The 16,759-nt window shown below is 74.6% G+C and carries 18 protein-coding genes and 1 pseudogene; 10 read left to right on the top strand and 9 right to left on the bottom strand.

Annotated elements, in window-relative coordinates; translation table 11 throughout:
* The first annotated feature begins 1 nt into the window (after nt 1).
* Complete coding sequence (locus tag AB0M97_RS00155) at nt 2–901, top strand: fructosamine kinase family protein (RefSeq protein ID WP_365958366.1); 900 nt, start codon at nt 2–4, stop codon at nt 899–901.
* Nucleotides 902–929: 28 nt separating this feature from the next.
* Here the strand turns inward: AB0M97_RS00155 and AB0M97_RS00150 are convergent.
* Nucleotides 930–1,064, bottom strand: a pseudogene (locus tag AB0M97_RS00150) (LysE family translocator); the annotation flags it as partial.
* Between the two features lie 262 nt (nt 1,065–1,326).
* Between AB0M97_RS00150 and AB0M97_RS00145 the strand changes: the two are divergent.
* Together AB0M97_RS00145 and AB0M97_RS00140 are read left to right on the top strand one after the other, a co-directional pair.
* Nucleotides 1,327–1,791: a VOC family protein gene (locus AB0M97_RS00145; RefSeq protein ID WP_365958365.1), complete on the top strand. Its 465-nt coding sequence runs from the start codon at nt 1,327–1,329 to the stop codon at nt 1,789–1,791.
* A gap of 122 nt (nt 1,792–1,913) precedes the next feature.
* On the top strand, nt 1,914–2,252 hold the full coding sequence (locus AB0M97_RS00140; protein WP_365958364.1) for a DUF6343 family protein: 339 nt from the start codon (nt 1,914–1,916) through the stop codon (nt 2,250–2,252).
* 86 nt (nt 2,253–2,338) lie between these two features.
* On the opposite strand, the gene AB0M97_RS00135 is transcribed toward AB0M97_RS00140, so the two are convergent.
* Complete coding sequence (locus AB0M97_RS00135; RefSeq protein WP_365958685.1) at nt 2,339–2,794, bottom strand: archease; 456 nt, start codon at nt 2,792–2,794, stop codon at nt 2,339–2,341.
* Between the two features lie 161 nt (nt 2,795–2,955).
* On the opposite strand from AB0M97_RS00135, the gene AB0M97_RS00130 reads away from it, so the two are divergent.
* Nucleotides 2,956–3,612 (top strand): alpha/beta family hydrolase, encoded by a 657-nt coding sequence (locus AB0M97_RS00130; protein ID WP_365958363.1) that lies wholly within the window; start codon nt 2,956–2,958, stop codon nt 3,610–3,612.
* Nucleotides 3,613–3,687: 75 nt separating this feature from the next.
* Here the strand turns inward: AB0M97_RS00130 and AB0M97_RS00125 are convergent, their stop codons facing one another.
* Together AB0M97_RS00125 and AB0M97_RS00120 are read right to left on the bottom strand one after the other, a co-directional pair.
* On the bottom strand, nt 3,688–5,127 hold the full coding sequence (locus AB0M97_RS00125; RefSeq protein WP_365958362.1) for an FAD-dependent oxidoreductase: 1,440 nt from the start codon (nt 5,125–5,127) through the stop codon (nt 3,688–3,690).
* A 24-nt stretch (nt 5,128–5,151) separates the two neighbouring features.
* Nucleotides 5,152–6,369: a polysaccharide pyruvyl transferase family protein gene (locus AB0M97_RS00120; protein ID WP_365958361.1), complete on the bottom strand. Its 1,218-nt coding sequence runs from the start codon at nt 6,367–6,369 to the stop codon at nt 5,152–5,154.
* A gap of 278 nt (nt 6,370–6,647) precedes the next feature.
* On the opposite strand from AB0M97_RS00120, the gene AB0M97_RS00115 reads away from it, so the two are divergent.
* Nucleotides 6,648–7,304 carry a phosphoribosyltransferase family protein gene (locus tag AB0M97_RS00115; protein ID WP_365958360.1) on the top strand — a complete coding sequence of 219 codons (657 nt, stop codon included), beginning with the start codon at nt 6,648–6,650 and terminating at the stop codon, nt 7,302–7,304.
* Between the two features lie 139 nt (nt 7,305–7,443).
* Here the strand turns inward: AB0M97_RS00115 and AB0M97_RS00110 are convergent, their stop codons facing one another.
* The 3 genes from AB0M97_RS00110 to AB0M97_RS00100 form a co-directional block, all read right to left on the bottom strand.
* Nucleotides 7,444–8,634 (bottom strand): CaiB/BaiF CoA-transferase family protein, encoded by a 1,191-nt coding sequence (locus tag AB0M97_RS00110; RefSeq protein ID WP_365958359.1) that lies wholly within the window; start codon nt 8,632–8,634, stop codon nt 7,444–7,446.
* Between the two features lie 40 nt (nt 8,635–8,674).
* Nucleotides 8,675–9,133 carry a MarR family transcriptional regulator gene (locus AB0M97_RS00105; protein ID WP_365958358.1) on the bottom strand — a complete coding sequence of 153 codons (459 nt, stop codon included), beginning with the start codon at nt 9,131–9,133 and terminating at the stop codon, nt 8,675–8,677.
* Between the two features lie 112 nt (nt 9,134–9,245).
* A complete protein-coding gene (locus AB0M97_RS00100) occupies nt 9,246–9,458 on the bottom strand; it encodes a hypothetical protein (protein ID WP_365958357.1) in 213 nt (70 codons plus the stop codon).
* A gap of 152 nt (nt 9,459–9,610) precedes the next feature.
* Between AB0M97_RS00100 and AB0M97_RS00095 the strand changes: the two genes are divergently transcribed.
* Nucleotides 9,611–10,516 (top strand): LysR family transcriptional regulator, encoded by a 906-nt coding sequence (locus tag AB0M97_RS00095; protein WP_365958356.1) that lies wholly within the window; start codon nt 9,611–9,613, stop codon nt 10,514–10,516.
* 87 nt (nt 10,517–10,603) lie between these two features.
* Here AB0M97_RS00095 and AB0M97_RS00090 read toward each other — a convergent pair whose 3' ends face one another.
* On the bottom strand, nt 10,604–11,170 hold the full coding sequence (locus AB0M97_RS00090; protein WP_365958355.1) for an NAD(P)H-dependent oxidoreductase: 567 nt from the start codon (nt 11,168–11,170) through the stop codon (nt 10,604–10,606).
* Between the two features lie 147 nt (nt 11,171–11,317).
* Between AB0M97_RS00090 and AB0M97_RS00085 the strand changes: the two genes are divergently transcribed.
* The 3 genes from AB0M97_RS00085 to AB0M97_RS00075 all read left to right on the top strand — a co-directional run bounded on the left by AB0M97_RS00085 (nt 11,318) and on the right by AB0M97_RS00075 (nt 14,752).
* Nucleotides 11,318–11,977: a helix-turn-helix domain-containing protein gene (locus AB0M97_RS00085; protein WP_365958354.1), complete on the top strand. Its 660-nt coding sequence runs from the start codon at nt 11,318–11,320 to the stop codon at nt 11,975–11,977.
* An 88-nt stretch (nt 11,978–12,065) separates the two neighbouring features.
* Nucleotides 12,066–13,133 (top strand): LacI family DNA-binding transcriptional regulator, encoded by a 1,068-nt coding sequence (locus tag AB0M97_RS00080; protein WP_365958353.1) that lies wholly within the window; start codon nt 12,066–12,068, stop codon nt 13,131–13,133.
* 185 nt (nt 13,134–13,318) lie between these two features.
* Nucleotides 13,319–14,752, top strand: a complete 1,434-nt coding sequence (locus AB0M97_RS00075) for a benzaldehyde dehydrogenase (RefSeq protein ID WP_365958352.1) — start codon at nt 13,319–13,321, stop codon at nt 14,750–14,752.
* A 44-nt stretch (nt 14,753–14,796) separates the two neighbouring features.
* Here AB0M97_RS00075 and trxA read toward each other — a convergent pair whose 3' ends face one another.
* A complete protein-coding gene (gene trxA / locus AB0M97_RS00070; protein WP_365958351.1) occupies nt 14,797–15,183 on the bottom strand; it encodes a thioredoxin in 387 nt (128 codons plus the stop codon).
* A gap of 142 nt (nt 15,184–15,325) precedes the next feature.
* Between trxA and AB0M97_RS00065 the strand changes: the two genes are divergently transcribed.
* Complete coding sequence (locus AB0M97_RS00065) at nt 15,326–16,759, top strand: NAD(P)/FAD-dependent oxidoreductase (RefSeq protein ID WP_365958350.1); 1,434 nt, start codon at nt 15,326–15,328, stop codon at nt 16,757–16,759.

Below are 16,759 nucleotides of genomic sequence, written 5' to 3'. Positions count from 1 at the left end.
CATGACCGGCGCACCCGGCAGGCCCCGGCAAGGGGCGGGGGAGTCCCCGCGGGAGGTGGCCGCGCGGCTCACCGGGCTGCCCGCCACCGGGGTGCGCCGGATGTCGCCGATGCTCGCCGAAGTCACCCTCGACGGCGGCCCGCCCGTCATGGTCAAGCGCGCCGACGGCACCGGTGCCGCGCGCGCCGAGGCGGCCGGACTGCGCTGGCTCGCCGACGCCGGGGCGGTCCGCGTGCCGCGCGTGCACGGACACGACGCGCACTGGCTGGTGATCGACCTCGTCCCGACCGGACAGCCGGGCGTCTGCGCCGCGCTGCGCTTCGGCCGGGACCTCGCCGCCCTGCACGCCGCCGGTGCCTCCGCCTTCGGCGCCCCGCCGCCGGGCGGCCCCGAGGACGCGTACATCGGCCTCGCCCCGATGCGGAACGCCCCCGGGCCCTCCGCCACCGACTGGCCCCGCTGGTACGCCGAACACCGCGTCCTGCCCTATCTGCGCCTCGCCGCCGACGACGGCACGATCCACCCGGCCGAGGCGCGCGTGATCGAACAGGCCTGCGAACGACTCCCCGCCCTCGCGGGCCCCGCCGAGCCGCCCGCCCGGCTGCACGGCGACCTGTGGAACGGCAACGTCCTGTGGGGTGCCGACGGGCACGTCCGGCTGATCGATCCCGCCGCGCACGGTGGCCACCGCGAGACCGACCTGGCGATGCTGCACCTCTTCGGCTGCCCCCACCTGGACGCGGTGCTGGACGGCTACGTGCGGACGGCGCCGCTCGCCGACGGCTGGCGCGACCGCATCGGCGTGCACCAGCTCTTCCCGCTGCTGGTGCACGCGGTGCTGTTCGGCCGCGGCTACGCCGAACAGGCCGTCGCCGCGGCCCGCGCCGCCCTCACGGGCTGAGGGACGGGTACGGCCGGCGCCGGGGAGGTCAGTCCTTGCGGCCGGTCACCGCCACCGTGACACCGAGGCCGATCATGGACAGCCCACCGGCCCCGCCGACCACGGCCGGCCGCCCCGGCCAACGCGCGAACCAGTCCCGGACACCCGCCGCGACCAGCCCCCACGACATCGCCGCGAAGGCGGCCAGACGGTCGGCGGTCACCCTGCGGCCATGCAAGCACGCGCGTGCCCCACCCCGGCAACCGTGTGCCGCCCCCCGCCGCGCAGCACGGGCAGCCGCAACCCGCTCGACGCGCGCGGACGGCCGCAAGCCGCTCGACACGCGTGGTCGGCCCCGCCTACGATCCCGGCGCGGCATCGCGTGCCGGTCACCGGCCGGGTGAGGCATGGAGGCGCCGTGGACATGCCCGTGGAGGCATTGACCCGTGTCAGTCGAGTTCAACCACACCATCGTTCTCTCCCGCGACCGGGAGAGGTCCGCCCGTTTCCTGGCCCGCATCCTGGGGCTGGAGGTCGGGGAACCTGCCGGAATGTTCCTGCCCGTGACGACCGCGAACGGCGTCACGCTGGACTTCGCCACCGTCGGCATCCCCGACATTCCCGTACAGCACTACGCGTTCCTCGTCTCCGAGGACGAGTTCGACGGCGTCCTCGCCCGTCTCGTCGCGGACGAGGTCCCCGTCCAGGCCGATCCACACGGCCGCCACCCGGGCCGCATCAACCGCAACGACGGCGGGCGCGGCGTGTACTTCACCGATCCCGCCGGGCACGGCCTGGAGGTCTTCACCCGCCCCTACGGCACCGACCCCGACTCGCCGCTGAACGGGGTGACGGAACCGGTCCCCGGGGCGAGCCGAGCCCTCCCCGGCCACCGCGCGCAGCTGTCGTGACCGGTGGCGGTGCGCCGCTCCGTGGGCCCTGAGCGGTGCACCGCCTGCCGGTTTACCGGGCCCGCGCACCGGCTACGCGGTCGGAAAGCCGACCACGTGCTGCCCAGAGCCGAGGAGGCCGCGTGAGCACTCAGCGTCCCGATCGTCCCGAGCCCGTCCCCCGGGCGCGGTCCGGCGCGTACGGCCGCCGCCGCCCCCGGACCGGCACCGAGCCGCGGACCGCCCGGAGCGCCCTCCGGATGCGCAGGCTGCTCGCCGCGCTCTTCCTGCCCCTGTTCGTCGCGGCGACCGTGCTGTTCGCCCTGCTGGCCGCCGCCGCGGAGCCCGGCGCCGCCCTCGACCGCGGCGAGCTGAGCATCCTGGCCGTCGTCTGCGGAGTGCTCGCCCTGACGGCCGCCGTGGACCTGTGGGTCGTCGGGCGCCGCCTGCGCCGCGAACGGGGCGGCCCGCGCGGACGCTGAACCGCCGGCCCGGGTCAGCGCCGGCAGAGCCCGGCCGGCTCACGTCCGCGAGTCACGGTCCCGTTCCCGGCGCGGGCGTCAACCCGTCACGCGTCCAACGTCACCGCACAGGACCACCCGTAGGCGTCCGGCCCCATGCGCAGGTCCTCCCAGGCGACCGCCTTCGGCGCGGTCCCGGTGATCTCCACGTCCGCGAGGCCGACGACCGCCAGCCGTATGTCGAGTTCGCCCCCGGCGTCCTCCGCCTCGATGTCCACCGGCACCTGCCCGTGCACCTCCAGCCGGTAGATGATCTCGTCGAGCAGCGTGGCCAGCACGTCGTCGTCGCTGCCCTCGGCCAGCCGGACCCGGTCCACGTCCGTCGCCCGCACCCCGGAGACGTCGGCGAAGCACTCCACCAAGCCCAGCACCGCCTCGGCAAGGCAGCGTTCGCGGTCCGCCGCCCACGCCTCTATGCGGATGTCGCCGGTGTGCGGCACCGTGCGGTGACCGCTCTCGCCCTGCCGCCGGGCTTGCCTGTCGTCGTCCGCCTCACCCACCATGCCCACCGTCTTCCCTGGCACGGACCACGCATGCGGTCCGGCGGGCAACTGAACCTGCCCGGTGGTCCATGGTGGGTACCCGGCGGGAAGGACGGACCGCACGCACCCTCGTACGAGCCCCAACGAGCCTCTACGAAGCCACACGAGAAGGGGCGACCGCGATGATCTCCCACCTGGTCCGGGTTCCCGCCGACGGTGCGACTCTCGCCGGCGACCTCGACCTGCCGGACGCCGCGCGCGCCGTCGTGCTGTTCGCGCACGGCAGCGGCAGCTCCCGGCACAGCCCCCGCAACCGTCGGGTGGCCGCCGCACTGCGCACCGCCGGCCTGGGCACCCTGCTCATGGACCTGCTCAGCGAGCGGGAGGAGCAGCGGGACCTGCTGACCGCCGAGCACCGTTTCGACATCCCCCTGCTGGGCCGACGGCTGGTCGCCGCGGCCGACTGGCTCGCCGGCCGTGCCGAGACGGCCGCGCTGCCCGTCGCCCTGTTCGGCGCCAGCACCGGCGCCGCCGCGGCCCTGGTCGCCGCCGCCGAGCGGCCCGAGCGGGTGGTGGCCGTGGTGTCCCGGGGCGGCCGGCCCGACCTGGCGTACGACGCGCTCGGCGCGGTACGCGCGCCCGTGCTGCTGATCGTCGGCGGCGCCGACCCGGAGGTGCTGCGCCTGAACAGGGAGGCGGCGGGGCGGCTGCGCGCACCGCACCAGGTGCACGTGGTGCCCGGCGCGACCCACCTGTTCGAGGAGCCCGGCGCGCTGGAGCAGGTCGCCGACGCGGCCCGCCGCTGGTGCGCCGACCACATCGCCGCCCCCACCGACTGACCCCACGGACCCCGCGCAACCCGCGGAGCCCACCCCACCCGCACATCCCACGGCCCGACCGGCCGACGCGCCCGCTCACCCCGCCGTCGGCGCGTCCACGCGCAACCGCGCGCCCTGCCGCAGCAGTTCCCGCTGCACCAGCCGGTACGGCACACCCCGCGGACCGTGCCCGTGCCGGACCGTCAGCGCCGCGCACACCCCCGCCGCCTGCCCGGTCGCCATCGCGATGGGCATGACACGGTACGAGGAGTGCGCCACGTGCGTGCCGGAGATGCAGCGGCCCGCCACCAGCAGCCGTTCCGTGCCGCGCGGCACGAGACACCGCAGCGGGATGTCGTAGAAGCTGCCCATCGGCACGCGTTTCAGGACCGTGCCGGAACCGCGCGGGTTGTGGATGTCGACCGGGTACGCGCCGTGCGCTATCACGTCCGGGAACAGCCGGGCGCCCAGGATGTCGTGGCCGGTGAGCTGGTAGTCGCCCAGCACCCGCCGGGTCTCGCGCACCCCGATGTGCGTGCCGCTCTGCACGACGTACGACTCCTCGAAGCCGGGCACGCGCGTGCGCAGGAAGCGGTCGATCTGCGCGAGCTGGCGGCGGGCGGTGTACTCCGCGCGGGTCAGGTCCCACACGCTGGTGCCGAGGACGCGGTTCACGCGCGTGCTGTTGACGCTGACCTCGCGGGGGTGCGGCGTGGCGAAGAACAGGATGTCCTCGCGCGGCAGCCGCAGGTCGCCGTCCGCCCGCGCCTCCTCCACCAGGTCCCACAGGCCGTGCACACCGCGCCACTGGTCGGGATGCGCGCGCACGTAGTCGGCGAAGTCGGGCCGGGCGAAGTCCGCGACGCGGAACATCAGCGTCATCGGCTGCACGAGACCGTCCTCCCGCCGCCCGATCTCGTACGGCGCCCCGCAGGCGGCCGCGACGTCACCGTCGCCCGTGCCGTCCACCACCACCCCGGCGTCGATCACCACCGGCCCCGACTTGGTCTCGAACACCACCCGCCAGCCGTTGTCCAGCGGCAGCGCGGTCGAGGCGAAGGCGTGGAACAGAAGGCGCACGCCCGACTCGTCCATCATGTCGAGCAGCACCAGCTTGAGCAGCTCCGGGTCGAACGGCACCGTGTACCCGGTCTTCGGGGACGGCTTCAGGGCGCCGCCGCGCGACAGGAGCTGGTCCATCAGCCGCCACAGCACGCCCGCGACGACCGGCTCGCCCTCGCCGTGGTCGGTGGGCAGCAGCCGGGCCTCGTCGCCGGCCTCCGTGAAGGTGGCCTGCTTGTGCTCGTTGTGGAAGGACATCAGCGGCATGACGAGGGCCGCGGTCGCGTTGCCGCCGAGGAACCCGTAGCGCTCCACCAGGACGACGTCCGCCCCGGCGTCGGCCGCGCCCACCGCGGCGGCGCACCCCGCGGGGCCGCCGCCCACCACCAGCACGTCGACACGGCCGCCGTGCTGGGCCGGCCGGGCCGGCAGCGTCACGGTCTGCGGGTCGGGGGGCTGTCGCAGTATCGGCATCGCTCTCCCTTCGCGTACGGCCCGTCACACGCTCAGTGAGCCCGCCGACGAGACGGTGAAATCCGCCGGCTCCGCCGCCGAGGCCGAGCGCCCGCCGTCGATGTCGTCCAGCAGGTCGCCGCACCGACGGCAGGTCCGCGTGGCCGTCGCCCGCAGTTCCTGGACGCGGGCGTGCAGCGCGTCACGGCGCTGCGGGAACTCGTCCCACAGCCGGTCCACCTCCGCGAGCAGCAGCCCGGCCTGCTGCCGCGCCACCCCGACCAGCGCCGGGGCACCCGTGCGGCGCGCGAAGTCGAAGACCTTCCCCGAGTACGGCAGCGGCAGCACCGGCAGACCGGACAGCGCGGCGAAGATCACGAAGTGCAGCCGCATGCCGACGGCCAGGTCCAGATGGCGCATGAACCCGAGGACCTGGCCCGGGCTGTACGCGCCGTGCAGGATGCGGCCCTGGTCGGGGGCGGTCATGTGGGACAGCACGGCGTGCGCGTGCCGGACGTCGTGCCGTTCCATCGGCAGGAACACCACGTGCGCGTCCAGCCGTCGCACCAGGAAGTCGGCGACGTCGGCGAGCAGCGCGTGGTAGTCGCCCTCGTCCAGCTTCTCCGCCGCCCGGCCGGGCTCGCGCACCGACATGCCGACCAGCCGGGCGTCGGTCGGCACGCCCTCGTCGCGCATCATCGCGTCGGTGAACGGCTCCGGCTTCAGCAGCAGCGCCGGGTCCGCGGTGACGACGACCTCCCGCTCCAGGCCGACCTCCTCCAGCACCAGCCGGGACTCCTCGTCGCGCACCACGACGTCGTCCATCTCCGCCAGCACGGCCCGCACCGCCGCCCGGTCGTCGGCCTCCCGCAGCGGGCCGGCGCCCACCGCGTACGCGAAGGTGCGCACGCCGCGCTCCTGGGCGGCCCTGACCAGCCGCAGATAGCGGCGCGCCTCCCCGTCGTAGAGGATGCCGCCGCCGCCCAGCACCAGCAGGTCCAGGGAGGCCAGCGTGTCCAGGACGTGGTTGAGGCTCACGCCCTCCCAGTCGAGCACCTGATCGGCGGCGCGATGGTGGGCACGGGTGTGCTCGGCGTTGCGGCTGAACACCACCAGCTGCGCCTCGGGCCGCAGGGAGCGCAGACAGCCGAGGACGCAGGACAGGATCGACTCGTCACCGATGTTGAAACCGCCGTAGGAACCGAGCACGCCGATACGCGGGCCCGACCGGGCGGGCAGCGGATGAGAAGGCACAGTGGTCATCCGAAGTCTCCCGTCAGTGGGGGATCGGGCGGGTGCGCACGGCGCGGACCCCGCCAGGGGACGGCGGGCCCGGCCGCCGTGACGAAGCGGCGGTCGCGCCTGCGCAGGGTGCCGGGTTGCCTCACCCGCCCGGCGGGAAACGCACCCGATCCGGGGAGTTTCCCCGCTTGCGGAACGGCTCACCTCGTGCATCGGCCGGGCCGGGGAGGGGTACGCGGGGCCCGTCCTCCGGTGCGGGCACGACCCGTCCTCCGGTACGGGAAGGAGGCACGACGGCCATGCTGTTCCGTGATCGCCGCCAGGCCGGCCGGGAACTGGCCGGTGAACTGCGCACACTCCAGGAGAGCGGGGCCCTGCCCGACCCCGTCGTCCTCGCCCTGCCGCGCGGCGGCGTCACCGTGGCCCGCGAGGTCGCCCTCGCCCTCGACGCCCCGCTCGACGTGCTCGTCGTACGGAAGATCGGCGCGCCCCGCCACGAGGAGTACGGCGTCGGCGCGCTCGTCGGCGACGAGGACCCCCTGTTCGACGGGGCGGCCCTGGACCGGCTGGGCCTCGGCCCGGACGATCTGGCGCCCGTCGTGGAACGGGAGCGGGCCGAGCTGCGGCGCCGTGAACAGCGCTACCGCCAGGGCCGCCCCGCCCCCGAGGTCCGGGGACACACGGTGATCGTCGTCGACGACGGGCTGGCAACCGGGTCGACGGCCCGCGCCGCCCTGCGCGCCCTGCGCCGCCGCGCCCCCGCCCGGACGGTACTGGCCGTCCCGGTCGGCTCCCCGGAGGCGGCCCGGGCGCTGACCGCCGAGGCGGACCTCGTGGTGTGCCCCCACCGCCCGGACACGTTCATGGCCGTGGGCCAGTGGTACGACGACTTCGACCAGCTGACGGACGAGGACGTGCTGGAGGCGCTGGGGAGTGGGCGGCGGGTGGACCGGTAGAGGTGGACGGCGTGCTGGACCGCCGGCGACTGACGGCACCGCGGGCCGCCGGCGGCGTCGACGGCCTGCTGGAGGCACCGCGAGCCCGGCGCGCGACGGGACGCCGGACGCGGCCCTCACCCGGTACGGCGGGCGCCGGTCAGATCACGCCGTCCGCCCGCAGCGCCGCGATGTCGTCGCCGGAGCGGCCCAGCTCGGCCAGGATCGCGTCGGTGTGCTCACCGAACGCCGGCACCGGGTCCATGCGGACGTCCGTGCCCGCCAGGTCGGCGGGCGGCAGCAGCGCCTCGACCGTCGCCCCGCCGGGGACGGCCACCTCGCGCCAGCGGTCGCGCCCGGCCAGCACCGGATGGTCGAGGAAGGCGGCGATGTCGTTGACGCCGGCGCAGGCGATGCCGATGGCCTGGAGGTCCTTCAGCAGATCGGCGGCGTCGGAGCGGGCGCAGCGCTCGGCGACGACGGCGTCGAGCTCCGCGCGGTGGGCGACCCGGGCGGAGCCCGTCGCGAAGCGCGGATCGGCGGTGAGCCCGGGCCGGCCGAGGAACTCGGCGCACAGGGCGGCCCACTCGCGCTCGTTCTGGACGGAGAACAGCACCTCCTTGCCGTCGGCGGCGCGGTAGGTGCCGTACGGCGCGATGGTCGCGTGCTGCGTGCCCAGCCGCGGGGGCTGGCTGCCGCCGTAGCGCGTGTAGTAGGCGGGCTGCCCCATCCACTCGGCCAGCGCCTCGAACAGGGACACCTCCACCGGGTGCGCGGTGCCGGTGGTGGCACGCGTGTAGAGGGCGGTGAGGACGCCGCTGTACGCGTACATCCCGGCGGCGATGTCGGCGACGGAGATGCCGGTCCTGGCGGTCTGCTCGGGGGTGCCGGTCAGGGACACCAGGCCGGTCTGGCACTGCACGAGCAGGTCGTACGACTTGCGGTCGGCCCACGGCCCGGTGGTGCCGTAGCCGGAGATGGTGCAGGGGATGAGGCGCGGGTGGCGCCGCGTCAGCCCGCCGGTGCCGAGGCCGAGGCGGTCCGTGGCGCCCGGCGCGAGGTTCTGCACGAACACGTCGGCGCCGGCGAGGAGTTCGCGCAGCACGTCCATGCCCCGCGGGTCCTTCAGGTCGAGGGTCAGGGACTCCTTCGACCGGTTGAGCCACACGAAATAGCTGGAGTGGCCGTGCACGGTGGTGTCGTAGCGCCGGGCGAAGTCCCCCTCGCCGGGCCGCTCCACCTTGATCACCCGGGCGCCCAGGTCGGCGAGCTGCCGGGTGGCGTAGGGAGCGGCCACCGCCTGCTCCAGGCTGACCACGGTGATCCCGGACAGCGGATGCCGCGCGCTCATTCCTGACGCTCCTGAGGCTGAGGGGGCGGTGGGGGCGACGTCAGGCGGGGGTGTGCAGCGACTCGACGGCGCGGACGAGCGGGGCGAGTTCTGGGTCGGCGGCGGCCGTGTCGAGGGCTTCGCGCAGGGCCGCTTCGTTGGTGGGCCGGGCCTCGGCGAGGAGCTTGAGGCCGGCCTCGGTGACGTTCGTGTAGATGCCGCGCCGGTCGGTGGGGCAGAGGTAGCGCTCCAGCAGCCCGCGGTCCTCGAGGCGGGTGACGAGGCGGGTGGTGGCGCTCTGGCTGAGGACGACGGCGTCGGCGACCTGCTTCATCTGGAGGTGCCCGCCGTCGCCGTCGTGCTGGCGGCTGAGGACGTCGAGCAGGGAGTACTCGCGCACGCTCAGGTCGTGGCGGGACTGCAGGGCGCGCTCGATGTGGGCCTCGATCCTGCCGTGCAGCAGGGACAGGGCGCACCAGCCCTGTGCGAGGGCGGTGAGCGCCGGATCCGTCGCCGTCATGGTCCCTGTGTCCTCCGTCCGAACCGCCGAAGCCGCGGCCGACCTCAAGGGTAGGGCATCGCCGAAAATACCCGCGCCCGCACAGGCCGGGGGAGGGGCACGGCGATCGGCGTCACGCCCGGCTCGATCCGCTCACCGGGGGCCTGCCGCGCGAGACGATCCGGGTGCCGCACGCGTCGGTCACCCGGACCTGGAGCGACCCGCAGCCGCAACGGGTCCACACCGTGCTGCCTCCCGTGGTGGTGTGGCGCGACACCACCTGGAAGGGCTCGGCGCCGTCCGGTCGGCCGCAGTGCGGGCAGGCGGGGCCGGTGGTGCTGGTCATGGGAACTCCTCGTGCCGACTGCGTACGACGTGACGACGACGGGGATGTCCGACGCATGTCTGACGACCCGTCGCCGACACAGCCAGGGTGCGGCACCGGTTCCGTACACGTCCAGGTTGACTTTCTGGACAGCACCGTGAAGCGTGGACTTCATGATTGACCTGCGTCGGCTGCACGTCCTCAGGGCGGTCGCCCACTACGGAACGGTCACCGCCGCCGCCCGCGCCCTGCACTTCACCCCGTCCGCCGCGTCCCAGCAGATCCGCCAGCTGGCCCGTGACCTCGGCGTCGACCTGCTGGAGCCCAAGGGCCGCGGCGTGCGCCTCACCCCCGCCGCCGAGAGCCTGCTCGCCCACGCCGACGCCATCCAGGCGCGCTGGGAGCAGGCGGAACTGGACCTGCGCGCCGACGACGGCGACCCCGCCGGGGTGCTGCGCGTCACCGGTTTCCCCGTCGCGGTCTCCGTGCTGCTCGCCCCCGTGGCGGCGCGGCTCGGCAAGCAGCACCCCCGGCTGTCCGTACGCATCACGGAGGTCGGCGTCCCGGAGTGCTTCGACCTGCTCTTCGAGGGCGAGACCGACCTGGCCGTCATCGAGGCGACCCCGCGCAATCCGCCCCGCGGCGACACGCGCTTCGACCAACGGCCCCTCATGGACGACCCGTTCGACCTGGTCGTGCCCGAGGGCCACGTCCTCGCCGGCCGCACCCGGATCGACCTCTCCGAGGCGGCCCGCGAGCCGTGGATCGCCCCGGTGCCCGACAGCCCCTGCCGCCTGCACGTCATGTCGGCGTGCGGCGCCGCCGGCTTCGCCCCCGACGTCGTCCACCACGCCCTGGACTGGAACGTCACGGCCCACCTGGTCGCCCACGGTCTGGGCGTCGCCCTGATCCCCCGCCTGGCCCAGCTCACCCCGCACCTGCCGATCACCCGGGTCCGCTGCACGGGCAACCCCCACCGCAAGCTCCTCACCTGCACAAGAGGCGGCGGCCACACCCGCCCGGCGGTGGAGACGGCCCTGCGGGAGCTGAGGGGGGTGGCGAGCAGGGCAGTGACGTAGGGCCACGAAGGACGGCGGGACGGGAGGCCGTACCCCCACGCCCCCGGCCCCCCGGACTCCACGCACCGCCCGGTGACGGACGGACCGTCAGGCGGCAGCGGCGGTCTCGGAGACCAGCCCGTGCACCCGCCCGACCACCTCGGCCAGCTGCGCGGCGACCTCCGTGTCGTCGGCCGGGTGCGTCTCGGCGAACCGCGTCACCGACCCGGGAATCGCCAGCTTGACCTCCTCCAGCACCTTGCCGCCCGCCACGCCGAGCGCCTTGCGCGTCTCGTCCTGCGCCCAGACACCGCCGTATTGCCCGAACGCGGTGCCGATCACGGCGACCGGCTTGCCGGTGAGCGCCCCGGCGCCGTACGGCCGCGACAGCCAGTCGATCGCGTTCTTCAGCACGGCCGGGATCGTGCCGTTGTACTCCGGCGTGAACAGCAGCAGCGCGTCGGCGTCCCCCGCGGCCTCGCGCAGCTTCAGCGCGGCGGCCGGGACGGAGCCCTCGACGTCGATGTCCTCGTTGTAGAAGGGGATGTCCGCCAGGCCCTCGAACAGGTCCACCTCGGCGCCCTCGGGGGCGAGCTTGACGGCCGCCTCCGCGAGCTGACGGTTGTGCGAACCGGCACGAAGGCTGCCGACGAGCGCGAGAATGCGAACAGACATGTGAACTCCCTGATGCTGAAAGAAGCCGAAGGCAGCCGAAAGGCGGCTGAAACACTGCCGCAGCGATCCGGACCGAGGTCCGCTTCCGTTGTAGCACTCTAAACGGACCGGGGTCCAGTTTCCTTCCCGATGCTTTACGCTGGTTTCATGCCCGCCGCCCCGCCCCCCTTCCCGGCGTCCGAGGAGCCCGCAGCACAGGTCGAACTGCTCCAGCTCGGCCCCGCCGACGACGAGCCGTGCCTGCGCGCCGACGCCGCGCGCAACCGCGCCCGGTTGCTGGAGGCCGCCGAGCGCCTGGTGGCCGAGCACGGCGCCAGCTGCCTGACGATGGAGGCGGTGGCCGCGGCGGCCGGGACCGGCAAGGGCACGGTCTTCCGCCGCTTCGGCGACCGCACCGGCCTGCTCATGGCCCTGCTGGACCACTCCGAGAAGAAGTTCCAGGCAGCGCTGCTCAGCGGGCCCCCGCCGCTCGGCCCGGGAGCACCGCCCGTGGAGCGGCTGCGGGCCTTCGGCTGCGCCCTGCTGCGCCGCACGTCCGACGAACTGGACCTGCTGCTCGCCGCCGAACCGGGCCCGGACCGCCGGTTCACCTCGGCCCCCCGCCGCTTCCTGCGCGGCCACCTCGGCCTGCTGCTGCGCGAGGCGGTCCCGGACGGGGACAGCGAACTGCTCGCCCACACCCTGATGAGCGCGGTCGACCCGGCGCTGGTCCACCACCTCACCAAGCAGTGCGGCATGCCCCTGAAGCGCCTGGAGACGGCATGGCTGGACCTGGTGGCGAGGGTGACCCGCACAGCTCCCGAGTAGCGCGCCCCCACCCCCGACCCGGCCCGACCGGCGCCGCGTTCACACCCCCTTCCCCCGCCCGCAACCCCCGCGCCCCGCTTCTGCCAAGATGCGGTACGTCATGGTGCAGATACCGAAAACGCCCGCGTCCGCATTACCCACGTCGCCCACATCCCCGGCACCGCCACCTTCCGTGCCCACGAGCGCCGATGTCGCCCGCCTGGCCGGCGTCTCCCGCGCGACCGTCTCCTACGTCCTCAACAACACCAGCGCCGTACGCATCAGCGAACCCACCCGCCGCCGCGTCCACGCCGCCGCCAGGGAACTCGGCTACGTTCCGCACGCCGCCGCCCGCAGCCTGCGCGCCGGACACAGCCGCATGGTCCTGATGCCCGTCCCGGACTTCCCGGTCGGCCGGCTCTACAGCCGGTTCATCGCCGAACTCCAGTCGGCGCTCAGCCGCCTCGACTACACCGTCGTCCAGCACGGCACGGCCGGGCTGCACGACGACGAGGCCGCCCGCGCCTGGGCCGAACTGCGGCCGGTCGCCGTCCTCGTGCCCGGCTCCGCGCTCGGCGCCCGGGGCGTCGCGGTCCTCAAGCGTGCCGGTGCCCGCGCCGTCGTCACCTTCGGCCCGGAGACCGTCGAGGGCGCGCACGCCCTGCTCATGGACCACGAGGCCGTCGGCCACTGCGCCGCCCGCCACCTGTACGACCGCGGCAGGCGCCGTATCGGCGTCGTCATGCCCGGTGAGGCGGGCCTGCAGCCGTTCTCCGTGCCCCGCCTGGCCGGGGTGCGGCACGCACTGCGCGGCACCGACGCCACCGTCACCGAACTTCCCCTCGCCTACGAGGAGGAGCCCGCCGCCCGGCTCGCCGCGCGCTGGCGCGACCTCGGCCTCGACGCGGTGTTCGCGTTCAACGACGAGTACGCGATGCTGCTGATGCGCGCCCTCCAGGACGAGGGCGTCGACATCCCCGGCGAGACGGCCGTGATCGGCGCCGGCGACCTGATGCTGGGCAGGCTGCTGCGGCCCCGGCTGAGCACCGTCCACCTTGAGCTGCCGTCCGGGCGGGACCTCGCCGAACTGGTCGACCGCGCGGTCCGCGACCCCGCCTCGGCTCCCGAACGGCACAAGGCGCTGGGAGCGTCAGTGGTGCACCGCGACTCGACGTAAGGCGTCCTCACCGCGCGGGTGCTGCCCCGCACAGGTTCGGCACGGCGCCGCACAGGTACTCGGACTGTGCCTGGAACGCGTGAGGCAGGCCACTCGTTTCCCTCAGGCCGATGCCGAATGCGCGGCCCCCAGCACAGGGCTCCCCCTGGGCGTGCGGGCCCACCGGCGACGAACGGAGCGCCGTCATGCCGCTGCTCGACCCGAACACCTGGCAGTCGCCCTTGTCGGGGGACACGTACGCCGTCACCGAGCCCGCCACCGGCGACACACTCGGCACCGTCACCCTCGCCACCGCCACCGACGTCGCCACGGCCACCGAGGCCACGGACCGCCCGCAGCGCGCGTGGGCGCGTGCCCCGCACTTCGTCCGCGCCTCAGTGCTGCGCCGGGCCGGCGACCTGTTCACCGAGCACGCCGCCGAGCTGCGCACATGGCTGGTCCGCGAATCCGGCTCCGTCCCCGGCAAGGCCGACTTCGAACTGCACGTCGCCGCCCAGGAGTGCTACGAGGCCGCCGCGCTCGTCTCGCGCCCCACCGGCCAGGTGCTGCCCAGCGAGGTGCCCCGCATGTCGTACACGCGGCGCGTCCCGGTCGGCGTGGCCGGGGTGATCGCCCCGTTCAACGCGCCGCTGGTCCTGTCCATCCGCTCCGTCGCCCCGGCCCTGGCCCTCGGCAACGCGGTCGTCCTGAAACCGGACCCGCGCACGGCGGTCTGCGGCGGCGTGTCCCTGGCCGCGGTGTTCGCGGCGGCGGGCCTGCCCGAAGGGCTGCTGCACGTCCTGCCCGGCGGCCCCGACATCGGCCAGGCCCTGGTCGCCGACCCGCGGGTACGGGTCGTCTCCTTCACCGGGTCCACCGCGGCGGGCCGCGCGGTCGGCGAGGCCGCCGGACGCCACCTCAAGCGCGCCCACCTGGAACTCGGCGGCAACTCCGCCCTGGTCGTACTGGAGGACGCCGACCTCGACGCGGTGATCTCCCCGGCCGCCTGGGGCTCGTTCTTCCACCAGGGACAGATCTGCATGACGACCGGACGGCACCTCGTCCACCGCTCCCTGTACCAGGAGTACGTCGAGCGGCTCGCCGCCAAGGCCGACGCGATGGCCGTCGGCGACCCGCACCGCGAACCGGTCCAGCTCGGCCCGCTCATCGACCACGAACAGCTCGGCAAGGTGCACGGCCTGGTCGAAGCCAGCGCGACCGGGGGCGTCGAACTGGCCGCCGGCGGCACCCACGACCGGCTGTTCTACCGGCCCACCGTCCTCGCCGGCGTGGACGACGACACCCCCGCCTACGCGGAGGAGGTCTTCGGTCCCGTCGCACCCGTACGGCCCTTCGACACCGTCCAGGAGGCCGCCGCGCTCGCCGCCCGGGGCCCCTACGGCCTGTCCCTCGGCATCGTCACCCGCGACCCCGCCCGCGGCCTCGCCCTGGCCGAACGCATCCCGACCGGGATCGTCCACATCAACGACCAGACCGTGAACGACGAGGCCGTCGCCCCGTTCGGCGGGGTCGCCGCCTCCGGCACCGGAGCCCGCTTCGGCGGCGACGCCAACCTGGAGGCGTTCACCGAACTGCGCTGGACCACCGTGCGCGGCGACGTGGCGACGTACCCCTTCTGACCCCCTGGGAACCGCAAGGGCGGCGCGGGCCGCCCCACTGGCCCTTACTGGTCCTTCTGCTCCGCCTGCGCCTGCTGCTCGGCGACCGCCTTGCGGACCTCGTCCATGTCCAGCTTCCGGGCCTGCCCGATGACGTCCGCCAACGCGGCCTCGGGCAGCGCGCCGGCCTGCGCGAACACCGCGACCTGGTCCCGGACGACCATCAGCGTCGGGATCGACTGGATGCCGAACGCCGCCGCCAGCTCCGGCTGCGCCTCGGTGTCCACCTTCCCGAAGACCAGGTCCGGGTTCTCCTCGGCCGCCTTCTCGTACACCGGGGCGAACTGCCGGCACGGACCGCACCAGGACGCCCAGAAATCGATCAGGAGGAACTCGTTGTCCGTGACCATCTGGTCGAAGTTCTCCTTGGTGAGCTCCACGGTGCTGCTCATGGCTGATCCCTCTTCCTGGGTGTCGGGGGTGAAGCCGTCCGCACAACACGGCCGGACAGGCAGGTATTCCGTGCGCGGACAGGCACGCAACCGCGCTCGTACCCATGTGGCCACGCCGCACACCACCCACCAGACTGACCCCATGACGGAAACGGAATCCATCGCGTACGACGTCGTGGTGCTCGGAGCCGGACCCGTGGGCGAGAACGTCGCCGACCGCACCCGCGCGGCCGGTCTGTCCACCGCGGTCGTGGAGAGCGAACTGGTCGGCGGCGAATGCTCCTACTGGGCGTGCATGCCGAGCAAGGCACTGCTGCGCCCGGTCATCGCGCGCGCCGACGCCCGCCGCGTGCCGGGACTGAGCCGGTCGGTGCGCGGGCCCCTCGACACGGCGGCGGTCCTCGCCCACCGCGACACGTACGCCTCGCACTGGCAGGACGACGGCCAGGTCCGGTGGCTGGACGGCATCGGCGCCGACCTGTACCGCGGGCACGGCCGCCTCACCGGGCCCCGCACCGTCACCGTGACCGGCCCGGACGGCGGGGCCCGGGTCCTGACCGCCCGGCACGCGGTCGCCGTCTGCACCGGCAGCCGCGCCGCCCTGCCCGCCCTGCCGGGCCTGGACGCGGTGCGGCCGTGGACCAGCCGGGAGGCCACCGCCGCGGGCAGCGTGCCCGGCAGGCTCGTCGTGGTCGGCGGCGGGGTGGTCGCCACCGAGATGGCCACGGCCTGGCAGGCCCTCGGCTCGCGGGTCACGCTCCTGGTGCGCGGCAAGGGCCTGCTGCCCCGCATGGAGCCCTTCGCCGGCGAACTGGTCGCCGAGGCGCTCACGGAAGCCGGCGCCGACGTCCGCACCGGCACGTCGGTGGAGTCGGTGACCCGCGAGAACGGCACCGTCGTGGTCGTCACCGACGGCGGCGACCGCGTGGAGGCCGACGAGATCCTCTTCGCCACGGGCCGCGCCCCGCGCACCGACGACATCGGCCTGGAGACCGTCGGCCTGGAACCCGGGTCCTGGCTGGAGGTGGACGACACCCTCCGGGTGACCGGCCACGACTGGCTGTACGCGGTCGGCGACGTCAACCACCGCGCCCTGCTCACCCACCAGGGCAAGTACCAGGCGCGCATCGCGGGCGCCGCCATCGCCGCCCGCGCCTCCGGCGTGCCCGCCCAGGAGTCCGTCCCGTGGGGCGCGCACACCGCCACCGCCGACCACGCCGCCGTACCGCAGGTGGTCTTCACCGACCCGGAGGCCGCGTCCGTCGGCCTGTCCCTGGCCGAGGCGGAAGAGGCGGGCCACCGGGTCCGCGCCGTCGACGTCGACCTCTCCTCCGTCGCGGGCGCGGGCCTCTACGCCGACGGGTACCGGGGCCGCGCCCGCATGGTCGTGGACCTGGAGGACGAGATCGTCCGCGGTGTCACGTTCGTCGGCCCCGGCGTCGGCGAACTCGTCCACTCGGCGACCGTCGCCGTCGCCGGCCAGGTCCCGGTGAGCCGCCTGTGGCACGCGGTCCCGCCGTACCCGACGATCAGCGAGGTGTGGCTGCGGCTGCTGGAGGCGTACCGGGACGCGTGA

The sequence above is a fragment of the Streptomyces sp. NPDC051207 genome, assembly GCF_040682395.1.
Classification (GTDB): domain Bacteria; phylum Actinomycetota; class Actinomycetes; order Streptomycetales; family Streptomycetaceae; genus Streptomyces.
The sequence above is the reverse complement of the archived record's forward strand: the minus strand, read 5'-3'. Positions and strand labels throughout refer to the sequence as shown.